The sequence below is a fragment of the Streptosporangium lutulentum genome, assembly GCF_030811455.1.
GTDB classification, from domain to species: Bacteria; Actinomycetota; Actinomycetes; order Streptosporangiales; family Streptosporangiaceae; genus Streptosporangium; species Streptosporangium lutulentum.
This window is the reverse complement of record NZ_JAUSQU010000001.1, coordinates 2,628,711-2,650,728: the sequence shown is the minus strand read 5'-3', so window position 1 is coordinate 2,650,728 and position 22,018 is coordinate 2,628,711. Positions and strand designations below refer to the sequence as shown.

The window sequence follows — 22,018 nt, the reverse complement described above, 5'->3', positions numbered from 1 at the left end:
CCTTATCCAGCCCCCAAGAACCCGTCATGGGCGCAGGCTCGGCGTTCGGCCGGGAGCAAGGGGCGCCAGCCGCCTCTCCCGCAGCAGGCCACCGACCTGTTCGTCGGGAATCGACGGGTCGGCCAGCACCGGAAGGATCACGTCCATCAGCAGCCGGCGGGTCTCACCCTTCTTCGCCCGCTCGACCAGCGCCTCATCGGTCTTGGATCTTGGCCCGCGACCCCAGCCGCTCGGCCAGCCGGGCCACCGCCACCGGCGGCGCCGAGCTCACCTCATCCGGGACGAGCCCAAGCCACGGCAACGTACACAGCTGAACAGCAAGCCCCAAGCGGTCCGTTGCGCCCCGCCCATGCCCCCGGGTCGACAAACGCGACATCAGCCGGTGTCAGCGTGAAGAACCGGATCAGATCATCCCGGCCGATGTCGGGGAACGACCGCAGCTGCTCCAGCTGATCCTCGGAGAACAACCGCGTCGACACCGACCACCTCCACGACGTACCAGGCGAACGGTACGAACCGTAACGGTGGTGATCAGAACGCCCGACACTGACGCGGGAGATCACCAGAATTTTCTTGAACGATTCAGCCGATGTGTCCGGACGCCTTTACAATGTAGATTAATAAGTGGACTTCGTTCAACCACACCCACAGGAAACCCGCTGGCGTACCTCCGCTCCACAACAAGAGCCTGCGGATCGCAGATGACGCCAACCCAGCCACGCGCACCCTCGCCGACGACTCCCCCATCGCCAGATCACCTTCCGCTCTCCTGCCCCGGTCATCAGCCATACCCGCCAAAGGACAAGCACGGTGGACGGGCCTGGCATGCTCCTCCGGCGCCCGCAGAAATCAGCACCGTAAAGCCCTCCCCCACAGCCGGGCGCACTCGCGATCGGACGGCGCAGCAGACGACGTGGGCGCGGCTGGTCACGCTGGACGCGACCGGCGGGGTGCGGAAACAGGTACCGGGCGAGGTTGCGTTGCTTGAGGGGTTCGGCGCAGACCGGTTCCGACGGTGAGGCCCACCCGGCCGGGGCTGGTCGGGGGCCGGGGGCTCTACCGACGGGTAGCAACGCTGAGAACCGAATCGCAGGTCAGCAGAGTCCTCTAGTGATCGTTGATCTCGGTTTGGTCGTACTGATCGGTGGCGGCTTGGCGTGTCCGTAGGGTCACGGTTTGTGGCTTTGATTACCTGGCCGCCGTGACCACACCCGGGCTCGCGCCCAGCGCCCTGGACTCGCGCCGGCAGGACCGGTCTGTGCCGGTGGCCTGCGGGCAGGTTGGGATCGCTAGGGCTGGGGTGTCCTCTTCTGTGATCTCACTCGGGCGGTGAATGCCTCGACGGCGTCGACGACCGCCTCGAAGCGGACCGAGTGGTACAGGTCGAAGGCGTGATTGCCGCCACGCAGCTCGGCGTAGACGACGGGGGCGGCCGAGGTCTGGCGTAGCCGGTCGGCGAAGTGCCGAGCGTGGTCGAGATGGGCGAGGCCGTACGGCTCGGCAGTGACCTCGGCGACGGCCGGCTACGGGACATGGACGAGCACGGCATCGACGCGCAGATCGTCTCGTACGGCAATCCAGGCCGACTAGCTTCGGCAAGAGACCGGTACCTGCCCGTAAGGCGATCCAGGCGGTCGGCGCATACCGGCTCTGATCTGGCCTTACGGTCCACGAACGTCCCCCGTCCCGTCCGAGGTTGTTGTCACCCGGCCGATCACCCGGAATCGGTGCTCCCCGGAATGGAGCGGGGCTCGACTCGCCGAGGCTTCACAACCCGCGCCATGCCTGTGCCTCGTTCCCGCTCACCTGCCGGCGCCTCGGGCCGCGATGAAGACGCCGGGTCACCGCCGGATCGGGCTGATCATGAACACGTACACGCATGTGTTCTCGGACGCCAAAGGGGGATCTACTAAGGCTTGAATAAGTCACTATATTTAACTATTCATGTTTATGGCGGTATATTGGAGTAATGACCGCATCCCAGCCCCCGACCATCGCCGAGGAGCTGCGAGGTGCCGGCCTACGGGTGACGGCGGCCCGTGTCGCGCTGCTCGAAACCGTCCGAAACGGTGACCATCTCGGTGTCGAGGCGCTCACCTCGGGCGTGCGTGACCGTATCGGCCAGGTCTCCCTCCAAGCCGTGTACGAAGGCCTCCACGCGCTCACCACCGCGGGGCTCGTCCGCCGTATAGAACCGCCGGGCAGTCCGGCCCTGTTCGAGGGGCGGGTCGGCGACAATCACCACCACATCGTGTGCCGATCGTGCGGCGTCGTCGCCGACGTCGACTGTGCGATCGGTGAGGCGCCCTGCCTGACCGCGTCCAACGATCACGGCTTCGTGATCGACGAGGCCGAGGTCATTTACTGGGGCGTATGCCTTAACTGTTCCACCGCCAGCTAATCCGGAAGGATTTCCATGACCGAGAACCACGACGCGATCGTCACCGACACGAAGAGCGGGAGTGAAGCAGGCGGCTGTCCGATCGCGCACGACTCCGTGACCGCGCATGGCAGCGAGAGCGAGAACCCGGCCATCGACGCGCCTACTCCGAAGACCGGCGGTCGTCCGCACACGAACCGGGACTGGTGGCCCAACCAGCTCGACCTCTCGATATTGCGCGCGCACTCCTCCAAGGGCAACCCGCTGGCAGAGGACTTCAGCTACGCCAAGAACCTCGAGCAACTCGACGTCGATGTCCTCAAGCAGGACATCATCGAGGTGCTCACCACCTCGCAGGACTGGTGGCCGGCCGACTTCGGCCACTACGGCGGCCTGATGATCCGGATGAGCTGGCACGCCGCGGGCACCTACCGCATCCACGACGGTCGTGGCGGGGCCGGCGACGGCTCCCAGCGTTTCGCCCCGCTCAACAGCTGGCCTGACAACGCCAACCTCGACAAGGCCCGCCGGCTGCTGTGGCCGGTCAAGCAGAAGTACGGCCAGAAGATCTCCTGGGCCGACCTGCTCGTGCTCGCCGGCAATGTCGCCCTGGAGTCCATGGGGTTCAAGACCTTCGGCTTCGGCTTCGGCCGCGAGGACATCTGGGAGCCAGAGGAGATCTTCTGGGGCCCGGAGGACGCATGGCTCGGCGACGCGCGCTATGTCACCGACAATTCGATGACGCCGGACGTCGGCGCGACCGAGATGGGTCTCATCTACGTCAACCCGGAGGGTCCCCGCGGCAGCGCGGACCCGGTCGCGGCGGCGCATTTCATCCGCGAGACCTTCGGACGGATGGCGATGAACGACGAGGAGACCGTCGCTCTCATCGCCGGCGGCCACACGTTCGGCAAGACCCACGGCGCCGGGATCGCGGACGACCACGTGGGCCCGGAGCCCGAGGGCGCGCCGCTGGAGTCGCAGGGGCTGGGCTGGCTGAGCAGCTACGGCACCGGCAAGGCCGGAGACACGATCACCAGCGGTCTCGAGGTGACGTGGACCGACGTGCCGACACAGTGGAGCAACCGTTTCTTCGAGATCCTCTTCGGCTACGAGTGGGAGCTCACCACGAGCCCCGGCGGCGCGAAGCAGTGGGTCGCGAAGGACGCCGAGGCGATCATCCCCGACGCCCACGACCCGTCGAGGAAGCACAAGCCGACGATGCTCACGACCGACCTGTCGCTGCGCGTCGACCCGGCGTACGAGAAGATCTCCCGCCGCTTCCTGGAGCACCCCGACGAGTTCGCGCTGGCCTTCGCCAAGGCCTGGTACAAGCTGCTGCACCGCGACATGGGTCCGGTCAGCCGCTTCCTCGGACCGTGGGTCGCCGAACCCCAGCTGTGGCAGGATCCGGTGCCGGCCGTCGAGCACGAACTGGTGGGTGACGACGACGTCGCCTCCCTGAAGGCCAAGGTCCTGGAGTCCGGCCTCACGACCGCCCAGCTGGTCTCCACCGCCTGGGCCTCCGCCGCGAGTTTCCGGTCCACCGACAAGCGCGGCGGCGCCAACGGCGCCAGGCTCCGCCTGGAGCCGCAGCGGAGCTGGAAGGTCAACCAGCCCGAGCAGCTCGCGACGGTCCTGGACACCCTTGAGGGCATCCAGCGTGAGTTCAACGAGGCCGGCGGCGCGAAGATCTCGCTTGCCGACCTGATCGTGCTGGCCGGTTCGGCCGCCGTCGAGAAGGCGGCACGCGAGGCCGGCGTGACGGTGACGGTACCGTTCCGCCCGGGCCGCACCGACGCCACTCAGGAGCAGACCGACGTCGAGTCCTTCCGGGTCCTCGAGCCCCGCGCCGACGGGTTCCGCAACTACCTGTCCTCCGGTGAGAAGACCCCGCCGGAGGTACTGCTCGTCGACCGTGCCTACATGCTCAACCTGGCCCCGCCCCAGATGACCGTCCTTGTCGGCGGCCTGCGCTCTCTCGGAGCCAACGTCGGCGGTACCCGGCACGGCGTCCTCACCGACCGGCCCGGCGTGCTCACCAACGACTTCTTCGTCAACCTGCTCTCCCCGGGCACCCGGTGGAAGGCATCGGAGTCCGAGGAGCACGTGTACGAAATCCGTGACGTGAACACCGATGAGGTGAAGTGGACCGCCACCGCGGTCGACCTCGTCTTCGGCTCCAACTCCCAGCTCCGAGCCCTCGCGGAGGTCTACGCCAGCCAGGACGCCTCCGACAGGTTCGTGACCGACTTCGTCGCAGCCTGGACCAAGGTCATGGAACTCGACCGGTTCGACCTCGCCTGATCCGTTTCCACCCGACGAGCCCGGTCGAGCCACCACGGTCGACCGGGCTCGTCCGTTGTTGGACCCGGCAAGACCACCATCGCTGACCTTGGCGCAACCGTCCGGCTCGACCTCATCCGGCCGTGATTTCAGCCTGGGCCACGCCGGAGCCGGCCTTGGTCAACGGCTGATCAGTCGGCTCAGCGCAGCTCGCCCGTGATGATCCACAGGTGGCCGAACGGGTCACGGATGCGGCCCGAGCGCTTGCCGTAGGGCCGGTTCTCGATCGGCACGACCACCTCAGCGCCGTGGGCGATCATGCGTTCGCCGACCGCGTCCGGATCGTCGACCTCGACCTCGAGGAGGACCGCGGATCCGCCGAGATCATCGGGTGACAGCCATCCCCACGATGAGGCGGCCGGCGAGACCCGGAAGGACGACCCACCGAAGCGGTGATCAATGACGCTGGGCCGGCCGTCGTCGCCCTTGGCGCTGAACACCTGCTCAGCGCCAAGGGCGATCTGGTAGAACGCCGACGCACGGTCCGGGTCGGGCACGATGAGACGGGGAGAAAGACGAATATCAAGTGTCATGAACCCATCGTCGGGCCGGGCGGAGGCAGGGGTCTTGAAGATTTGGGAACGCCCCGTGCGTCCGCCGTCATCTGGACGCGCCCCCACGGCCTGATGGACCCCGCGCGGCCAGGCCTTCGGCGCGTAGCCACTCGGTCGGCGTGCACCCGGCCATGGCCCGCCATTCCCGGGTGAGGTGCGCCTGGTCGGCGAATCCCGACGCCGCGGCCACCGCCGCCAGGCTGGCCGTCCCCGCGCGGGCGGCGGCCACGAGCCCGCCGCGTGCGGCCTCGAACCGAAGGAGCCGCTGGTACTCCTTCGGCGTCACCCCCAACACGGTGCGAACCGTACCGCTCAGGTGACGCCGGGAGCACCCGAGAAGCCGAGCCGCCTCCTGCACCCGGGTGCTCCCGGACAGTGCCGCCAGCGTGGCCCGCAGTTCTTGGCCGCCGGTGTTCTCCTCGTGCCGGGCCCGTCCGGCGATCAGGGCGCCTTCGACGAGGGCTCGACGTTGCGGCCAGGACCGGCAGGCCGCCAGCTGCTCCGGCAGGTACGCCATCGCCGGGGCCACGTCGGCGAGATCGGCGACGTGGCCGGACAGCGCCGACGCCGGGATCCCCAGCAGCGCGCCGGCACCCAGCGGGCTGAGTGTCAGCCACACGCCGCGCGTGCCGCCCTCCTGCCTCAACTCGGCCGCGTCCAGGTGAAGCCCGGCGACGACGGCCCGGAACCGTTTCCGCGAGCCGGGCCGCCCGAGCCACGCGATCTCCAACGAGTCCGTCTCCGGGATCGTGATCGACATCGTGGACGAGGGCAGCCCGCGATGAACGCCGGCCGAGCCCGGGCCGAGCTCGTAGGGGCTCAGTGTCGCCACGAACGGCGCCAGAGCCGCGGACCTCTGATGAGCAGGCACGATGGTCACCCCTTCACAGTACGGGCGAGTTGCCGAATGCTCGGGAGGTGAGCGCCGACCGCCGGCTTTCCGGTCCGGATCGGCGCGGCGATCTCGCCCGGATCCCGTCGTCGGCCTCGCCGGGGTCGGCGGCGCGCACCGGCCGGGACCGCATGACGATGAACCGGCACGACAGCCGCATGACGGCCGTGGCCAGGCGAACGTGTCCCAGCCGCCCGAGCAGCTCCGCGACAGATCACGGTCGTGGTTCGGGGCCGACGTCAGGAGTCGCGGCGCAGGGAGGACAGTGCCCACAGTTCGGCGATACGCCCGTCGCGCACCCGGAAGATCTCCAGCATGGTCGGTGGCTGCCGGCCGGGAACGCCTCGCACGCTCGTGCGGACGGCGGCGGTGTTCCCCTCGACGACCATGTCCTCGACGATGACCTGCGCGTCAGGAAAGGCCTCGTGGAACCGCTGCCATGCCCGGGTGACGTTTTCGGGTCCGGTGGCGCTCAGGGGATGGCTGAAGAAGTCCGTCGTGAAGATCTCCTCCGTGGCGGTGTACTCGTGGGCGTTGAACGCCGCGTACATGCGCCGCGCGACGGCCCGTACTTCGTCTGTCATCGGCTCTCCTGTTCGGTCACGTTCGCGCGGACGCGCCGTAGGACGTCCAGCACGATCTCCTGCTGTTGCGCGGTGGCGCCGGCGAGCAACCGCTCCTGGTACGCCTGGTGCGATCGCTCCAGGTCTGCCGCCACCCGCTCGCCGGCGGGGGTCAACGCGGCCAGGGTGTAGCGGTTGTCGGTCGGGTCGAGACGACGCCTGACAAGTCCTTCGGCCTCGAACTCCTTGACCAGTCGGGTGACGCTCGCACCGTCGATGCCCAGCGCCTGGCGCAGATCGCTGTGGCTGGTCTCGCCGTTACGCCGCAGCCGGATGAGCACCTGTACACGGTGCGGGCTCATGCCCACGTGCCGGGCGAACGCCTGCCGCAGATCGGCGCATACGCCGCCGAGCTCGCGGAAGAACGTGTCCTCGGATGTCTCTTCATGCACCATCTCTTTATATCGCCAACTCTTGATGTCATCAAGAGTATGGTCTTCGGAGGTTCCAAGGTGAGCTCAAAAGCTACAGTCGCTGATCTTGAGGTCTGCCCACCCGCAGTGACCTTCCAGACCCCTATGACGACCGAACCGGCTCCCGAATTCGTTGATGTCTCCGATCCGTCGATCACCAACCGGCCCTCAATCCGCTCGGCACTCGGCTCTCGTTTCCACCTACGCGATCACCGGGGACCATCCCGCAGGCGCGGGGCCGACTCGACGTCCAACGTCACGGACCCGGCGGTCGCGGGACCATCCCCGCAGGCGCAAGCGGGGATGGTCCCACCTCACGGGCTCAACGCCTGCCACGGGGAGAGGCCGGCGGAGCGGCACCCACTCAAGGGGGCACGTCTACGGGAATCCAAGGGCGTATACGCTGCTTCGGCCTCATCGGGCCGGTACCGCATCCGGCACTCAAGCCGAGCCGGATCCCGGTGGTCGTACACGTCGTACCGGCCGATCTTCCCTGACGGCTTGACGCCGCTACGAGGGATCCACGACCGCATCGTGCCCGCAGGGACGCCCAAGCGCTCCGCAGCCTGCGACGGGGTAACCATTTCGGACGGGTCGATATCCGGGTGAATCTCGGGAGGCATGGTCACCCCCGGGCGCACAAAAAAGGGCCCTCGGAGACTTCTCTCCAGAGGGCGTACCTGTCGGTGCGATCTAGGATTGCATGCAGGTCAGCGGCTTCTCCAATCTGACCTGCATGCGGGACCTGAATTCTTTGGATCAGCTTCGGATGAAGCCGTTGACGACCATCGGCAGCGACGCGTCCACGCCCACCAGGTTCAGCACGCCGGGGTCGTTCGGGTCACCGATCGAGTGGCCGGCCGCGGTCATCGTCGCGACGACGACGCGAGCGCCGGGGTTGACCGCTTTGCGGTAGGCGGTGAGCGACTGGGCGGGGTGGGAGCGGCCGGCCCAGGTCTCGTTGTCGGTGAAGACCACGATGCCGTCGACGTTGAGCTGTTCCTGCCGTGCCCAGTCGAACGGCAGCGCCAGGTTCGTGCCGCCTCCCGAGGGCTCCCAGGAGGCGATCTCCCGCAGGTTCGTGCGCGGGGTCACCTTGGATGCGCGGATGGACGTGTCGACGTCGACGACGTGGACGTTGCCCTTCTCGATGCGGGCGAGCATGACGGCCATGGCGCAGCCCACCTCGTACGGGGAACCGAGCGTCGACCCGCCCGCGGTGACCTGACCTCCGTACCAGCCGCCGTCCATCGATCCCGAAGAGTCCACCGCGACCAGGAGCCGCTTGCCGGACGGTTCGACCGCGCCGAAGGACAGCTCGTACGTCTCCTCCAGCGCGTCCAGGATGGCCGGTACGGGCTTCCACTCCTGGACGGCGGCGCGCGGGTCCCGCTGGGTGCGACCGGACGCGTAGACGCGCATGGCCAGCCAGGCGTCCATCGGGTGGATGCGCGCCCTGAGCAGTGCGTCGCCGTTGGTGAGGCGGGCGACGGCTCGGGCGGTGGCGTCACCCATGGGCTTGAGCGCGCCGATCCTCGTCATGCGGGCCAGGTTGCGGATGAGCGCGGTCATGCCAACCGTGTCGACCAGCGCCTCCCACACAGCGGGCTCGCGCAGCATCGCGTCAGGCAGGAACTCCCACGGCACCTTCGCCTCGGTGATGACCCGCACGGCTTCGGCCGGCGTGGTGACGGCCTTGGCGGTGAGGAACCGGTCGACCGCAGGCAGTTCGTCCCGGGCGACGTCGTCGGAGACGTTCCCTGCGATCCACCCGAACAGGATCCGGCGCTGGGCGGTGTCGGCCTTCGGGTGGGCGATGCGCAGCGCGTCCCGAAGGGAGAACGCCTCCCCGTTCGGAGTCTTTCGCTGCATCGCCTTACACGCCCGAAACGCCACGTTGTCGGGCTCGTCCCGCAGGAACCAGGAGGCGAGAGCCGCCCGCAGCGATCGGCCGACGACCAGGCTGGACCCGCTGTGGGACGCCTTGCCGCCGAGGTTCTTCAGGTAGCCGACGAACATCGCCAGGTGGTCCGTGGTCCGCACGACCAGCGGAAGCGCACCCTTTACCGCCTGCCGGGTCGCCAGGTCACCGCGGGCGAACGCGGCGGCGAGAGCGAATACGGCCGGGCGAGGCTTCGGAGCGCGCGGCGGCCGAGCCGTGGAGACGGCAACGATCAGGTTGACGACCCGGGGCCCGTCCTCGCTGATCGCGGCGAACAGGACAGCGGCGTTCTGCTCAGTGAGCTTGTCCTCGCCCACGTAGTAGGTGCCGCCCGTGGTGCCGAGTATGAGGAAGTCCTCCAGCTTCGTCCACGTGTCCTTGGCGAACACGTAGCCGCCGGCGTTGTTGAGGACCTGGTCTGTGCGGCCGGGGATGCGCTGGTGCTGCGGGGTCGCGATCGTGGAGATCGCCGCGAGGGGATCACGTGCCATGAGGTCTATCCCTTGTTCGACCCGCCCGTGGGCGGATATGCGAAAGGGGAGCGGATGCGTTGATGGACGCCGGGGTTTTGACAATCGCTCTACCGCGCTGAGCCACACCGTGGCCGAGGCTGCGGTGGCGGGACGTGAACCCGCGACAAATTGTTCCGACAACCGATGTTCTTCGACCCGCTCCCCTGTTCGTCAGCCCTGTCGGTGGTACGGATGTGGGGGTTCCGACCGGCCTTTTTAGCGTGCTGCCAACTACACCACGGGCCATATGTGTGAGCGGCCCGCCGGGATTCGAACCCGGCCTACTCGCACCAGAATCGGTAGTCGATAACCGATCGAGATTCGACCCGTACCACCGACAGGACTGACGAACGATCAGGCCAGGAGTTGACACGGATATGGGGACGCCCACCGGCTTAACGGTGCTCTGCCAACTGAGCTACACGAACCGAAGTTCGTGGCTGGACTCGAACCAGCGGCACCCGGCTCAAGAGGCATAACCGACAAGCTTCGACCCTCGCCAACACCAGACCTGACCAGTTCACCGGGGCCTGGAGAAGGCACGGATATGGGAGCGGAAACCGGCGAATCATCGCAAGATAACCGAAGCCCTTCGACCCGCATCAACTCCAGGCCCGATGAACTGGGTGTAACCCTACATGTCGGATTGATACGCCGCACCTGCATTTCCGCCCACCTCGGGTAGGCAAGCCAAATGTGATCGCATCCTTCTCCCGCACGTCGGCCACGACCGCACCACGTGAGGGTCCATGCCTGTGATCGGTGGCGTTGCGTCGAGCGCCACCGATCTATCGGCCGTGCTCAGGTGCCGGCGTTGGGGAAGAACTCGGCTCCCGTGACGTACTCCATCGCCTTGACGAAGGTCGGGTCGCCGAAGCGTTGCTGCATCTGCTCCGGGGTCACATCCTCGATGCGGGTTTGGATCCACCAGAGGTTGCCCAGCGGGTCACGCACGCGCCCGACGCGGTCACCGAAGAGCAGGTGGGTGACTTCGGTGACCGAGGTGCCGCCGGCCGCGACCGCCCGCCGATGAACGGTGTCGGCGTCCTGGACGTAAAGACGCAGGAAGCCGGGGGTCGGCGGCCAGTCCGGCTTCGCGTCGAACATCATGACCATCGAGTCGCCGATGCGGACCTCCGCGTGACCGATGCCGCCGTCGTCACCGACGAGGCGGACGATCTCCTCGGCGTCGAATGCCTCCTTCACATACTCCATGAGCTTGGCGGTGTCGGTGGAGATGAGCCACGGCGTCACGGTCGCATAGCCGTCGGGAACTGCTTTGACGGTCATCTGGCTGCCTCCTGGCGTTGGGTGGGAACGTGATCGACGCTAACGGGACTACAGGTCAGAATCTGGCCTGAGTAGACGGCGTCCTCGGGCTGTGAGGACGACGCGGCCCGCCGTACGACCGTCACCGGCGCCGCTGAGGCGCGGCCTGACGTGATCCGCCGGCCCGCAGAAAGAGCTCGCCCATGGCGTGGATGTGGTCGCGGAACTCGGCGGGCTGGACGACGTCGAACTCGGCGCCCACCGCCGCGAGGATCATGATCGGCCAGTCGAAGGCGTCGACGCTCATGTGCAGTCGGCAGGAGTGCTCGTCGACGGGCTCGGCCCTTCCTCCGGTGACGGCGACGACCTGCTCGACGTCACCGGGCGGGGCGTGGAGGTGGACCACGATGTCGTAGCGGGTGGGACGGACGTCGAACCGGTCCTGGACGAACGCGGCGGCGTCGGCCGCGGGCAACTCCCGCCGGCGGAAACGAGCTCCGACGGTGGCCGGGCCGGTGAGGCGGTCGAGGCGGAAGACGCGCCAGTCGGCGCGATCGAGGTCCCAGGCGGCCAGGTACCAGCGACGCTTGAGCGAGACCAGCCGGTGCGGTTCCACCAGCCGGGTGGCCGGCTCCCCTGAGGGGGTGGCATAGGTGAAGGTGAGCCGTTCGTCGTCGCGGCAGGCCTGGGCGATCACGGTGAGGGTGGTCGCGCCGACCCGGGGGCCGGGCGCCGCGGGGGCGACGGTGTAGGCCGACACGGCGTCGACGCGGCGGCGCAGGCGTGGCGGCATCACCTGGACGACCTTGGCCAGGGCGCGCAGCGAGGTCTCCTCGATGCCCTCGACGGTGCCGCCGGCGCCGGTGCGCAGGCCGACCGCGATGGCGACGGCCTCGTCGTCGTCGAGCAGCAGAGGGGGCATGGCCGTACCGGATTGGAGTTGGTAGCCGCCGGCGACGCCGCGGCTGGCGTCGACCGGGTATCCCAGCTCGCGCAGGCGCTCGATGTCGCGGCGCAGGGTGCGCTCGCTCACCTCCAGCCGCTCGGCGAGCTCCACTCCGGGCCAGTAGCGGTGACTCTGCAGCAGGGACAGCAGACGCAGCATGCGCGCGCTCGTGTTCGCCATGAATCCAGAATCCTCGGCACTCCGGCCAGATAGTGACCTGAATAAATCCTAGCTTTGCCTCCGTGAACGACACGACGGAGGGAACGCACATGAAGATCTTGGTGACCGGGGCGACGGGGGTCGTCGGCCGTCACGTGGTGGACCGGCTCGTGGGGGCAGGCGTAAGTGTGCGGGCGCTGACCAGGAACCCGGTGGCGGCCGGGCTGCCGCCGCAGGTAGAGGTCGTCGAGGGCGATCTCACCGCGCCGCAGAGCGTGGCGGACGCGCTGAGGGGCGTGGAGCGGATGTACCTGTTCTCGGTGGAGCAGACCGCTCGGGAGATCGTCACGCTGGCCGCGCAAGCCGGAGTACGGCGCGTCGTGGTGCTGTCGGCGGCCTCGGTGACCGCCGGCCTGCACACCAACCCGGTGGAGCGAGCGGTCGAGGAATCCGGGCTGGAATGGACCCACGTACGGCCCTGCGGATTCATGGCGAACATGTCGCAGATCTGGGCGCCGTCCATCCGGGCCGAGCGCGTGGTGCGCTACCCGTTCGCGGACGAGCCGATGAATCTGATCCACGAGGCCGACATCGCCGCCGTCGCCGTGGCCGCCCTGTTGCACGACGGCCACCACGGCAAGGCCTACACCCTGACCGGGCCCGCACTGGTCACCGTCCGCGAGCAGGTCCGGGCCATCGGCCAAGCGCTCGGAGAACAGGTCCGCTACGAGGAGGTCACCCGCGAGCGCGCCCGGGAGCTGATGAAGGCCCAGGGCGGATTCTCCGCGGAGACCGCCGACCTCATGCTCGGCTTCGTCGAGTACGACGGCGGCGCGGCGTCCGGCGCCGACGGCTACGCCGACCAGGACTGGTCCGCGCTGATGCGCGTCTGGCCGGACGTGGAACAGGTCACCGGGCGCGCCCCGCGCGACTACGCCGAATGGGCCCGCGACCACCTCGCGGACTTCCGCTGACCGCCGCCTCTCACACGGGTGTCCCGTTCCGCCCCGAACGAGACACCCGCTTCCCTGCCCCGCGCCGGCCGCTGCCTCAACGGCCCGGTCCGGTCGATTCGTCCCGCAACGTGGAGACCTGATGACCGACAACCTGACATCCCTCGCGACGCCGCCCGCCCCTGCCGCCCCCTACAGGTGGCGCTGGCCCGCCCTGATGGTGATTCTCACCGGCTCGGTGATGGAACTGCTGGACGCCACCGTCACCAGCATCGCCGGCCCGACCATCCGAGCCGACCTCGGCGGCGGCACCTCCCTCATCCAATGGCTGGGCGTGGCCTACACCCTGGCCATGACCGCCGGCCTGCTCGTCGGCGGCAGGCTGGGCGACATCGTCGGCCGCAAGCGCATGTTCCTCATCGGCGCGAGTGGTTTCGTGGCCGGTTCCCTGCTGTGCGCCGTCGCAGGCGGCCCGGAGACGGTGATCGCCGCCCGCGTACTGCAGGGTTTGTTCGGTGCGGCCATGATCCCCCAGGGCTTCGGCATGATGAAGGAGATGTTCCCGCCCAGAGAGCTGCAGGCGGCCTTCGGCGCGATGGGCCCGATCATGGGGCTGTCGGCGGTGGGAGGCCCGACCCTGGCGGGGTGGCTGGTCGACGCCGATTTCTTCGGCACCGGCTGGCGCATGATCTTTCTGATCAACCTGCCGATCGGCCTGATCGCCATACTCGCCGCGATCAAGTTCCTGCCCGCCACCCGCCCGACCCGGGGGGTCCGGCTTGACCTGCCCGGCGCGGTCCTCGCCTCCACCGGTTCGCTGCTGCTCGTCTTCCCGCTGGTTCAAGGCCGTGAGTACGGCTGGCCCGCCTGGACGTTCGCGATGATGGCCGGCTCCGCCGCGGTGTTCGTCCTGTTCGGCAGGTACGAGGTGCACAGGAGCCGCGCGGGCGGCGACCCGCTGATCCTGGCGAGCCTGTTCCGCAAGCGGGCCTTCCTCGGCGGCATGGCCACCGGAACGATCTATTTCGCCGCCTTCTCCGGGTTCGGCCTGGTCTTCAACCTCTACCTCCAGCTCGGCCTCGGCTTCTCCCCGTTGCGGGCCGCGGTGGCGGGCATCCCGCTGTCCATCGGAATGATCGTCGGCATGGGCGTGGTCCAGGCGGTCATGCGTCACGGCCGCAAGGTCCTGCACGCCGGAGCCGTGACCATGACGGCCGGCGTTCTGATCCTCCTGCCGCTGCTGGGCTCGGAGGCAGGCTTCTGGCAGCTCGCCCCCGCCCTGCTCGTCACCGGCATGGGGGCCGGACTGATCATGGGGCCCTACTTCGACATCGTGCTCGCCGGCGTCGACCCGCACGAGACCGGCTCGGCCTCCGGCACCCTCACCGCCCTTCAACAGGTCGGTGGCGCGCTCGGAACGGCCGTACTCGGCACCGTGTTCTTCAGCACGCTGGACACCGACCCCACCGCCGCCGCCCGCAACACCTTCTGGATCGTCGCCGGGATGATCGCGCTGACCTTCCTGGCCGGATTCCTCCTGCCGAAACAGGCCCACCGAGACGCGGAACTCCCGCACTGACCACGGTGGGCGACCGCCGCGGTGTCAGCCCTGTGCTGTCCGCGAAGCCGACAATCCCCTGCAACGTCCGCCGTTCAGGACGAGCATCGCTACGCCAACACGCTCAGCTCGACAGATACAGATGTCATATGACCAGATAAGACCGCAGAGGATCTGAGTCACCCGCCACCGTACCGTCGGCCACAACCACACTGCTCAACAGCGGTCGGCAATCACACTGTCGCGCGGAAAGGCTCACTGGCCGCGCGAGACTCCTGGCGACCGTACCTCGTCGTGCGTGCCCAGGTGCTCACCTCGACGGAGGTCACGACGAGAAGCGGGTGACCCACTCTCGGGCTCCGGGAAGGATCTCCTCCACCGGCGCCACCCGCGGATACCAGGTGCGCTCCCACTCCAGGGAGACCCATCCCCCGAAGCCGCGCAGCAGATCGCCGCACTCGTCGAGGGGAACCCCGCCCTCCCCCATCGGCACCGGAGTCGTGTCGACGGCCGAGACCGCGTCCTTGACCTGCACGTACGCCAGGTGCTCACCGAGCGTCTCCAGGGTCTGGGCGGGCTCCTCGCCGTGACGCCACGGGTGCAGCACGTCCCACAGCGCACCCGCCGCCTCGGGCACACCCGCCGCGTCCAGCAGCCGCCCGACCGCCGCACCGGTCGGCATCGCGTCATGGGTCTCCACCAGCACCCGGACCCCGGACTCCGCGCACAGGCCCGCCACCGCGCGCAACCGCCGCGCCCCCGCCTCGACGTCCTCCCCGCCGGGGAACACCCGCACGGTGGGAGCGCCCAGGTCGGCCGCGAGCCGCAGGTCCTCCCCCAGCGCCCGCACGACGGGCTCGTCCGGACCGGCCGCGGCGATCCGGACGTACCCGGCGAGAGCCGCGATCTCCAGTCCGCCGACGGTCGCGCGGATCGCCGTTCGCCGCTGAGCGGAGAGCCCGGCGTGTACTCCTGTGTCGGGGTGAAGACGGAGTTCAAGCCCGGCACACCCGTACTCCACGGCCGTCGCGACGGCCTCGTCCAGGACTTGCCCCGGCATGCCGAGTGTGCTGAACGCCAACCTCATCAAGATGCCTTTCCTCCGCTGAGCCGCTTCGATGGACCAACCATGCCGGAAAGCGCTTACCGAAAAGCTCATCATAGACTTCCGAGCCCAGCCGGGGCACGGGTGAATCACCCCGAGTTCGGCGGAGCCGGCGACGCCTACAACCTCGGCTGGAAGCTCGCAGCCGTCCTGAACGGCGCCGGCCCGGCCCCGCCGGCCCGAAGACGCACGCATGGGCGCTGTTCGAGACGGCCTGCAAGGGCCAATGTCTTGATCAGGGCGGGTGGCTTGGCGGATGCTTGTGGACGGGCGCTCCGAAGCGGCCAGGGGACGTGAAGGGATATCGGGCATTGCACAGCACGTCAGAACCAGCCGCTGTGCCGGTGGCTCCCGGACGCCTGCCGCTCCTCGGCCATCTGCTTCCGCTGATCCGCGATCCGCTGGCGTTCCTGTCGTCGCTGCCCGGCCGCGGGGACCTGGTCGAGGTGCGCGTCGGCCCGACCAAGGCGGTCGTGGTGTGCGATCCGGAACTGAACCATCGGCTCCTGATGGAGGACCGGACCTTCGACAAGGGCGGGGTGCTCATCGAGAAGGCCCGGGAGTTCGTCGGCGACAGCCTGGGCACCTGTCCGCACAGCCTGCACCGGCGTCAGCGGCGCCTGGCACAGCCCGCGTTCCACCAGGCACGCATGCCGGGCTACGCCGGCATCATGATCGAGCACATCACCGACGCCACCCGGTCATAGCGGCCCGGAAGGGTCCTTGACATCTACGCCGAGATGATGGGGATCACCTCCAAGATCCTCCTGGCGACCATGTTCTCCAGTTCCCTGCCGGCTCAGGCCGGTCATGACCGGCTGCACGAGGACATCGTCACGATCTTCGACAGCGCGTACCGGCGGATGCTGACACCGCGATCGCTCAACCGGCTGCCGACCCGGGGTAACCGCCGCTACAGGCAGGCCGTCGCACGGATGCACCGGAACATCCACGCCGTGCTCGCCGATCGCCGCGCCGACGGCACCGATCACGGCGACCTCCTGTCGGCCCTCCTGGCCGCACGCGACGACGGCTCCGAGACGGCGGGCCGGGACCTGTCCGACACGGAGATCACCGATAACACGATGATGTTCATCCTGGCCGGCACCGAGACCACCGCCTCGGCCCTCGCGTGGGCGTTGCACCTGGTCGCCGGGCATCCGGAGGTCGAGCGCGCCCTGCACGGCGAGGTCGACGCCGTCCTGGACGGCAGGCCGGCCACCCACACCGACCTGCCGCACCTGAAGCTGACCGGCCGTATCGTCACCGAGACCCTGCGGCTGTATCCGCCGGGCTGGATCTTCACCCGGACCACCACCGCCGACGCCCTGCTCGGCGGCCACCGGATCCCCGAGAACACGACCGTCATCTACAGCCCGTACCTCCTCCACCGTCGTGCGGACCTCTTCGACGCGCCCGACCGGTTCGACCCCGACCGGTGGCTGCCCGACCGGGTCCAGCCGGGACGCCACACCCTGGTTCCTTTCGGCGGCGGAAGCCGCAAATGCATAGGCGACACCTTCGCTGTCACCGAAGCCACGCTGGCCCTGGCCACCATCGCCTCCCGGTGGACTCTGCGTCACGTCGCCGGACCGCCGGTGACGCCGGCGAAGAGCGCCGCCCTGTATCCGCGGAATCTGCGCATGCGTGCCGAAGTCCGAGCCGAGGGCCCGCGCAATGATGCTACGAAAGGCTGGAATCCCGATGCCGGTCATTGACCCGACGAGGCTGTTCGACCTCCCGGAGTTACAGCTGATTCCCGGTGACCGGAAGGCGTCCTGGGGATCGGACCTCGACGGAGTGGTGGCCGCGTTCGCCCGCGGGACGGGACTCCTGACGACCGAAACGGCCGACCGCTACTACGCCTCACAGAACATCGGGACGATGTGCGCCTACGTGGTTCCGGGTGCCGTCTCGAAAGATCGCCGCGAAACCTACGGCAAACTCCAGACGTGGTTCTTCATCTACGATGACTAGGCCGAGCAGCTGGGGAGGTTCCTCCTCCGCGAAGACGTGGCCGGCGTGACCGACATCGTCCTCACCTGGTTCGCCGAATCCGAGCGGGAGTGCCGGCGCCTGGACCTCGCCGCGGCCCGCAGCATGCGGGAGCTCTGGACGCGGATCCAGCAGGACACCTCGCTCGACTGGCGGCACCGGCTCCGCGAGGAACTCGGCGTCTATCTCCGGACCGCCGTGGAAGAGGCCGAGCTGGTTCGCAGCGGCCGCGTGAATCCCTTCGGCAAGGCCAGCGAGCTGCGACCGCTCGCCACGGCGGCGCAGGCCGTCTTCACCATGTCGGAATTCGCGTACGGCATCGAACTGCCGCGCGAGCTGATCCGGCATCCGTTCCTGAGGCGGATCAGCAGGGCGAGCACGATCGCCATCGCCTATGCCAACGACATCATCGGCCTGAAGGCGGACCTCTTGCGCGGCATCCGGGACAACCTCGTCCTGTCGCTGCAAGAGGAGTACGGCGGCGATCTGCAGACGAACGTCGAGCGTGCGGCGAAGGACTTCCAGCGGGTGGCCGGAGAATTCACCGACCTCCAGTCCCAGTTCCGCTCCGGCGACGGCCTGTGCGACCACGAGATCGCCGGAAGGCCGGACGTCGAGGTGTACATCCAGATCCTGGAGGACTGGCTGTACGAGGGCGTCAAATGGCAGCTGCTCGACACCGACCGCTACGAGACGACCGTCCGGCTGACTCAGCAGGAGCACCCGAACCAGCTCCTGAGCCTCGCCGAAGCCCTCCAGCCGGGATAGCCGTCCGGACGGCCGGGACGGCGCGCCCGCGGTCTTCGGCACCACCCGAACCCCGCCGCCCCGGACGACCCGAGCGTCTCACCGGCGAGATGGGGCCGAGAAGTCGCCGGAGGGCCAGGCCCCAGCCCACGAGCGTGGTCGGCGCGGCGGCCGTCCGAAGCCGGTTCGCGGGCGGCGCGACGCCGTAAGAAAACACGAAGCGCCGCCCGTCTCCGGATTCCTAGCGACCGCATTCCACGTTCGACAGGTCCCGCACCCGGACGTTGCGGAACGCGAAGACCGAGCCGCCGTCATGGTTCTGCAGCCCGATGTGGCCCCGCTCGAACTGCCGCCCGCTCGTGCCGGGGTCTGTCGGACGCCCCGGGAACGGGATGCCGGGGACGTTCTCGAACTCGTTGACGATCTCGCCGTTACGGATCACCGTGTAGCGTTGGCCGGCCACGCGAATCTCGAGGTCGTTCCAGACGTTCTTGTCGGTAGGCCGGGCCTGGGCGAGGGTGAGGTCGGCGAAGCCGTACACGGACCCTGTCTTGCGGGGGTCGTTGCCGCCGCTCTCCGGGGAGTCGTTGATCTGGATCTCATGGCCGCAGTTGACCGAGACCCATGCCGGGTCGTTCGTCTCGCACTCGGGGTTGGCGGCGGGGTCGACACCGGGGAACCGCACGAACACGCCGCTGTTCGACCGCGCGCTCCCGGCTCGCTCGTCGCGGAACTGGAGGCGCAGCGAGAAGTCTCCGAACTGCTCCGCCTTGTACCAGAGCAGCCCCAGGCCACCGCCCGTGGGTGAGTTCACCGTCACCATGGAGCCGTCGTCGCGGCGGGTGAAGCCGCGGCCGCCGACGTATCCCCAGGCGTCGAAGGACGCCTGTGACCCGTCGAAGATCACCTTGTATGGCCGAGGGCCGTTGGAGCGCCCGATGCCGGACCGGGCAGCGGTCTTGACGAGCGTCGAGCGCTCCCGGGCGCTGATCACCCCGGAGCCGGCGAGGGTGCGCGTGACCTGTCCCACATGGCTGACGAACCTGCCGTGGTTGTTCCACGCGCTCTCGTCGTCGATCAGGTCGTTGATCGTGCAGCCACCCTTGGCGACCCTGTTCGCCACACCGCTGTCGGCGTCCAGGAACCGGACTGTCGGCCTGGCGTCGGGAGCGGCGCACGACGCCTCCGCCGCGATCGCCGGGGGTGCCACGAGGCTTCCCGCGACGGCGGCGGCGAGCAGGCCGCCGGTGAAGGCCGCCGACTTCTTACTTCTACGCATGACAGGATTCCCCCTTCAGTTGAACAGGTCCGGGCCACGACGGCCTCTGGCGGGTTGCGTCCGCCTCGCGGTTCCGACGGCACCGCGAGGCGGAGAGGGCCGCCGGGACGGACAGGCCGCGGGTGCTCGCACCAGCGCGACGTGTCCGTCCCGGCCGCCGTTCCCGGTGCCTCAGTCGGCCGGCTGCAGCACCACTTCATCGGTACCGGTCAGGGCCGGCAGGCCGTCGGCGCCCGCGTCGGTGTACGTGGCGGCGAAGACACCGCTGAGATCGTCGGTCTCCGGGTCGTGCCCCGACGGCACGGTGGTCGTGATGGAGCCGGTGCATCCGTTCGCGGTCGTCTGCGGGTGCCCGTGCTGGTCGTGGCCGAGGATGTAGGTCACCTGGACGCGGGAGCAGTCGACCGCCTGGTCATCGGTCACCCGCACCTCGTAGTGCACGACGTCGCCGAAGTGGAACGTCTGCCCCTCGACCGGCTGGACGAGTTCCACGACCGGCGCCGCGTTCCCGACCACGATCTCGACGGAGGTCGCCGCCGAGCGGCCGCGCTGAGGACCGCCCACGTCGGTCACCTTCAGGGTCGCCCGGTAGAGGCCGTTCTCCTTGTACGTGAACGTGGGGTTGGCCTGCCGCGAGTCCACCCTGCCGTCGGCGTCGAAATCCCACTCGTAACGGAGCCGGTCTCCGTCGGCGTCCACGGTGCCCTCGCTCGAGAACGTCACGGTGAGCGGGGCGACGCCGTTGATCTTGTCGGCCGACGCCTTCGGGGTCGGCGAGTGGTTGCCGCCCTGGCCGATGTAGTCGATGCGGGCCAACTGCGCGTCGGGGTTCTCGGCGAAGTAACCGTCGCCGTACTCAAGGACGTAGAGGGCGCCGTCAGGGCCGAACTCCATGTCCATGCCGTTGTCGAACGTGATCGACGGCAGGACCGACTCGATCTTCGAGAGCTTGCCGTCCCTGTTCAGGCGGAAGGCCTTCGTGTAGTCGCGCGTCCACTCGTAGAACAGGGGCGCCCCGTCGAAGTACTTCGGCCAGGCCCTCGGGGTGCGGCCGTGCGTCGCCTTCTTGTCGAAGTGGTACACGGGGCCCGCCATCGGGCCGATGCCGCCCGTGCCGAGCTCGGGGAACTCCGCGGAGCTGCTGTAGGGGTACCACACGTCCGGCTGCTGGACCGGCGGCAGTTTGCGCAGGCCGGTGTTGTGCGGGGACTCGTTCACCGGTGCCGCGCAGTCGAAGGGGGCTCCGGACGCGCCGGTGCCGAAGTCGTAGTCCACGTAGGGCAGTTCCGCGGTCGCGCAGTACGGCCATCCGTAGTTGGCCGGCTTGCGGACGATCGCCCACTTACCGTATCCGGCGGGCCCCCGGGCGGGGCTGGCCTCGTCGGCGTCGGGCGAGTAATCCGCGACGTACAGGTCGCCGTTCTTGCGGTTGATCTCGATGCGGAAGGGGTTGCGCAGTCCCATCGCGTAGATCTCGGGCCGGGTCTTCGCGGTGCCGGGCGCGAACAGGTTGCCCTTGGGGACGGTGTAGCCACCGCCGTTCTTCGGATGGATCCGCAGGACCTTGCCGCGCAGGTCGTTGGTGTTGCCGGAGCTGCGCTGGGCGTCGTAGGACGGGTTACGGTCCGGCCGCTCGTCGATCGGGGTGTAGCCGTCGGAGGAGAACGGGTTGGTGTCGTCACCGGTCGACAGGTAGAGGTTGCCCGCGGCGTCGAAGACGATGTCGCCGCCGACGTGGCAGCAGATGCCCCGGTCGACCGGGACGTCGAGGATCTGCTGCTCGCTCCCCAGGTCGATCTTGTTCTTCGTGAACTGGAAGCGGGAGAGCCGGATCACGCCCTCGAAGCGCTCCCAGTCCGCCGCCGTGCCCGTGTTGGGGGCGTCGCCCTCGTTCACGTCGGGCGTCGACGGGTCGTCGACGGGGGTGTCCATCGGCGGGGAGTAGTACAGGTAGACCCAGGTGTTCTTCTTGCCGAAGTCCGGGTCGAGCGCGATGCTCTGCAGGCCTTCCTCGTCGTGCTCGTACACGTCGAGTTCGGCGGCCTTCGTGTTGAGGCCGGTGGCCGGGTCGTGCATCCACACCGTTCCGTCGCGCGTGGTGTGCAGAACCCGGCTGTCCGGCAGGACCGCGAGGTCGACGGGTTCGCCGGGCGTGTCGTTGAGCGTCACCTTCTGGAAGGCGGAGTCGGGCGGCGCCGAATCGTCCTGCGCGACCGCGATCGATGGTGCCGTCAGGAGCCCCGCCAGGACGGCGGCGGCTGCCGCCCCCGCCAGCAGGGTCCTCTTTGCGCTACCGTTCATGTGATGCTTCTCCTTGGTCGGAGGGCGTCAAAATGGGTGGCCGG

At 68.6% G+C, this 22,018-nt stretch carries 19 protein-coding genes; 8 read left to right on the top strand and 11 right to left on the bottom strand.

Annotated features, from left to right (window positions below; translation table 11 throughout):
- Window positions 1–193: 193 nt before the first annotated feature.
- Window positions 194–376, bottom strand: coding sequence for a DUF4158 domain-containing protein (locus J2853_RS47805; RefSeq protein WP_370879224.1), 183 nt, complete (start codon window positions 374–376; stop codon window positions 194–196).
- A 1,593-nt stretch (window positions 377–1,969) separates the two neighbouring features.
- Between J2853_RS47805 and J2853_RS11440 the strand changes: the two genes are divergently transcribed.
- Window positions 1,970–2,401: a Fur family transcriptional regulator gene (locus J2853_RS11440; RefSeq protein ID WP_307557133.1), complete on the top strand. Its 432-nt coding sequence runs from the start codon at window positions 1,970–1,972 to the stop codon at window positions 2,399–2,401.
- A 15-nt stretch (window positions 2,402–2,416) separates the two neighbouring features.
- On the top strand, window positions 2,417–4,687 hold the full coding sequence (gene katG / locus J2853_RS11435) for a catalase/peroxidase HPI (protein ID WP_307557131.1): 2,271 nt from the start codon (window positions 2,417–2,419) through the stop codon (window positions 4,685–4,687).
- Between the two features lie 179 nt (window positions 4,688–4,866).
- Here katG and J2853_RS11430 read toward each other — a convergent pair whose 3' ends face one another.
- From J2853_RS11430 to J2853_RS11400, 7 genes are all read right to left on the bottom strand, one after another.
- A complete protein-coding gene (locus J2853_RS11430) occupies window positions 4,867–5,259 on the bottom strand; it encodes a VOC family protein (RefSeq protein ID WP_307557129.1) in 393 nt (130 codons plus the stop codon).
- 67 nt (window positions 5,260–5,326) lie between these two features.
- Complete coding sequence (locus J2853_RS11425) at window positions 5,327–6,151, bottom strand: helix-turn-helix domain-containing protein (RefSeq protein WP_307557128.1); 825 nt, start codon at window positions 6,149–6,151, stop codon at window positions 5,327–5,329.
- Between the two features lie 260 nt (window positions 6,152–6,411).
- Window positions 6,412–6,756: an ester cyclase gene (locus J2853_RS11420; protein ID WP_307557126.1), complete on the bottom strand. Its 345-nt coding sequence runs from the start codon at window positions 6,754–6,756 to the stop codon at window positions 6,412–6,414.
- Complete coding sequence (locus J2853_RS11415; protein ID WP_307557124.1) at window positions 6,753–7,187, bottom strand: MarR family winged helix-turn-helix transcriptional regulator; 435 nt, start codon at window positions 7,185–7,187, stop codon at window positions 6,753–6,755. The genes J2853_RS11420 and J2853_RS11415 overlap by 4 nt, the downstream gene beginning before the upstream one ends.
- Before the next feature lie 780 nt (window positions 7,188–7,967).
- Entirely contained in the window at window positions 7,968–9,641 is a 1,674-nt protein-coding gene (locus J2853_RS11410; RefSeq protein WP_307557122.1) for a TROVE domain-containing protein, read from the bottom strand.
- Window positions 9,642–10,463: 822 nt separating this feature from the next.
- The gene (locus J2853_RS11405) at window positions 10,464–10,952 is read right to left on the bottom strand and encodes a VOC family protein (protein ID WP_307557121.1); all 489 of its coding nucleotides are present in this window, start codon (window positions 10,950–10,952) and stop codon (window positions 10,464–10,466) included.
- A 121-nt stretch (window positions 10,953–11,073) separates the two neighbouring features.
- Window positions 11,074–12,057, bottom strand: coding sequence for a helix-turn-helix transcriptional regulator (locus J2853_RS11400; protein WP_307557119.1), 984 nt, complete (start codon window positions 12,055–12,057; stop codon window positions 11,074–11,076).
- Window positions 12,058–12,119: 62 nt separating this feature from the next.
- Here J2853_RS11400 and J2853_RS11395 point away from each other — a divergent pair, with 62 nt between their 5' ends.
- Both J2853_RS11395 and J2853_RS11390 read left to right on the top strand, forming a co-directional pair.
- A complete protein-coding gene (locus J2853_RS11395) occupies window positions 12,120–13,010 on the top strand; it encodes an SDR family oxidoreductase (RefSeq protein WP_307557117.1) in 891 nt (296 codons plus the stop codon).
- A gap of 121 nt (window positions 13,011–13,131) precedes the next feature.
- Window positions 13,132–14,568 (top strand): MFS transporter, encoded by a 1,437-nt coding sequence (locus tag J2853_RS11390; protein ID WP_307557115.1) that lies wholly within the window; start codon window positions 13,132–13,134, stop codon window positions 14,566–14,568.
- 304 nt (window positions 14,569–14,872) lie between these two features.
- Here J2853_RS11390 and J2853_RS11385 read toward each other — a convergent pair whose 3' ends face one another.
- Entirely contained in the window at window positions 14,873–15,634 is a 762-nt protein-coding gene (locus tag J2853_RS11385; RefSeq protein ID WP_307557113.1) for a sugar phosphate isomerase/epimerase family protein, read from the bottom strand.
- A 362-nt stretch (window positions 15,635–15,996) separates the two neighbouring features.
- Here J2853_RS11385 and J2853_RS11380 point away from each other — a divergent pair, with 362 nt between their 5' ends.
- Genes J2853_RS11380 through J2853_RS11365 form a run of 4 tightly spaced genes read left to right on the top strand, consistent with a single transcriptional unit; the run spans window position 15,997 to window position 18,415 of the window.
- The gene (locus J2853_RS11380; protein ID WP_307557111.1) at window positions 15,997–16,359 is read left to right on the top strand and encodes a cytochrome P450 family protein; all 363 of its coding nucleotides are present in this window, start codon (window positions 15,997–15,999) and stop codon (window positions 16,357–16,359) included.
- A gap of 21 nt (window positions 16,360–16,380) precedes the next feature.
- Complete coding sequence (locus J2853_RS11375; RefSeq protein ID WP_307568658.1) at window positions 16,381–17,370, top strand: cytochrome P450; 990 nt, start codon at window positions 16,381–16,383, stop codon at window positions 17,368–17,370.
- Window positions 17,357–17,629: a hypothetical protein gene (locus J2853_RS11370; RefSeq protein ID WP_307557109.1), complete on the top strand. Its 273-nt coding sequence runs from the start codon at window positions 17,357–17,359 to the stop codon at window positions 17,627–17,629. The genes J2853_RS11375 and J2853_RS11370 overlap by 14 nt, the downstream gene beginning before the upstream one ends.
- Window positions 17,630–17,665: 36 nt before the next feature.
- Window positions 17,666–18,415 (top strand): terpene synthase family protein, encoded by a 750-nt coding sequence (locus J2853_RS11365; protein WP_307557107.1) that lies wholly within the window; start codon window positions 17,666–17,668, stop codon window positions 18,413–18,415.
- Between the two features lie 220 nt (window positions 18,416–18,635).
- Here the strand turns inward: J2853_RS11365 and J2853_RS11360 are convergent, their stop codons facing one another.
- A complete protein-coding gene (locus J2853_RS11360; RefSeq protein WP_307557105.1) occupies window positions 18,636–19,673 on the bottom strand; it encodes a 3-keto-disaccharide hydrolase in 1,038 nt (345 codons plus the stop codon).
- Window positions 19,674–19,844: 171 nt separating this feature from the next.
- The gene (locus J2853_RS11355; protein ID WP_307557103.1) at window positions 19,845–21,974 is read right to left on the bottom strand and encodes a PQQ-dependent sugar dehydrogenase; all 2,130 of its coding nucleotides are present in this window, start codon (window positions 21,972–21,974) and stop codon (window positions 19,845–19,847) included.
- Window positions 21,975–22,018 lie beyond the last annotated feature (44 nt).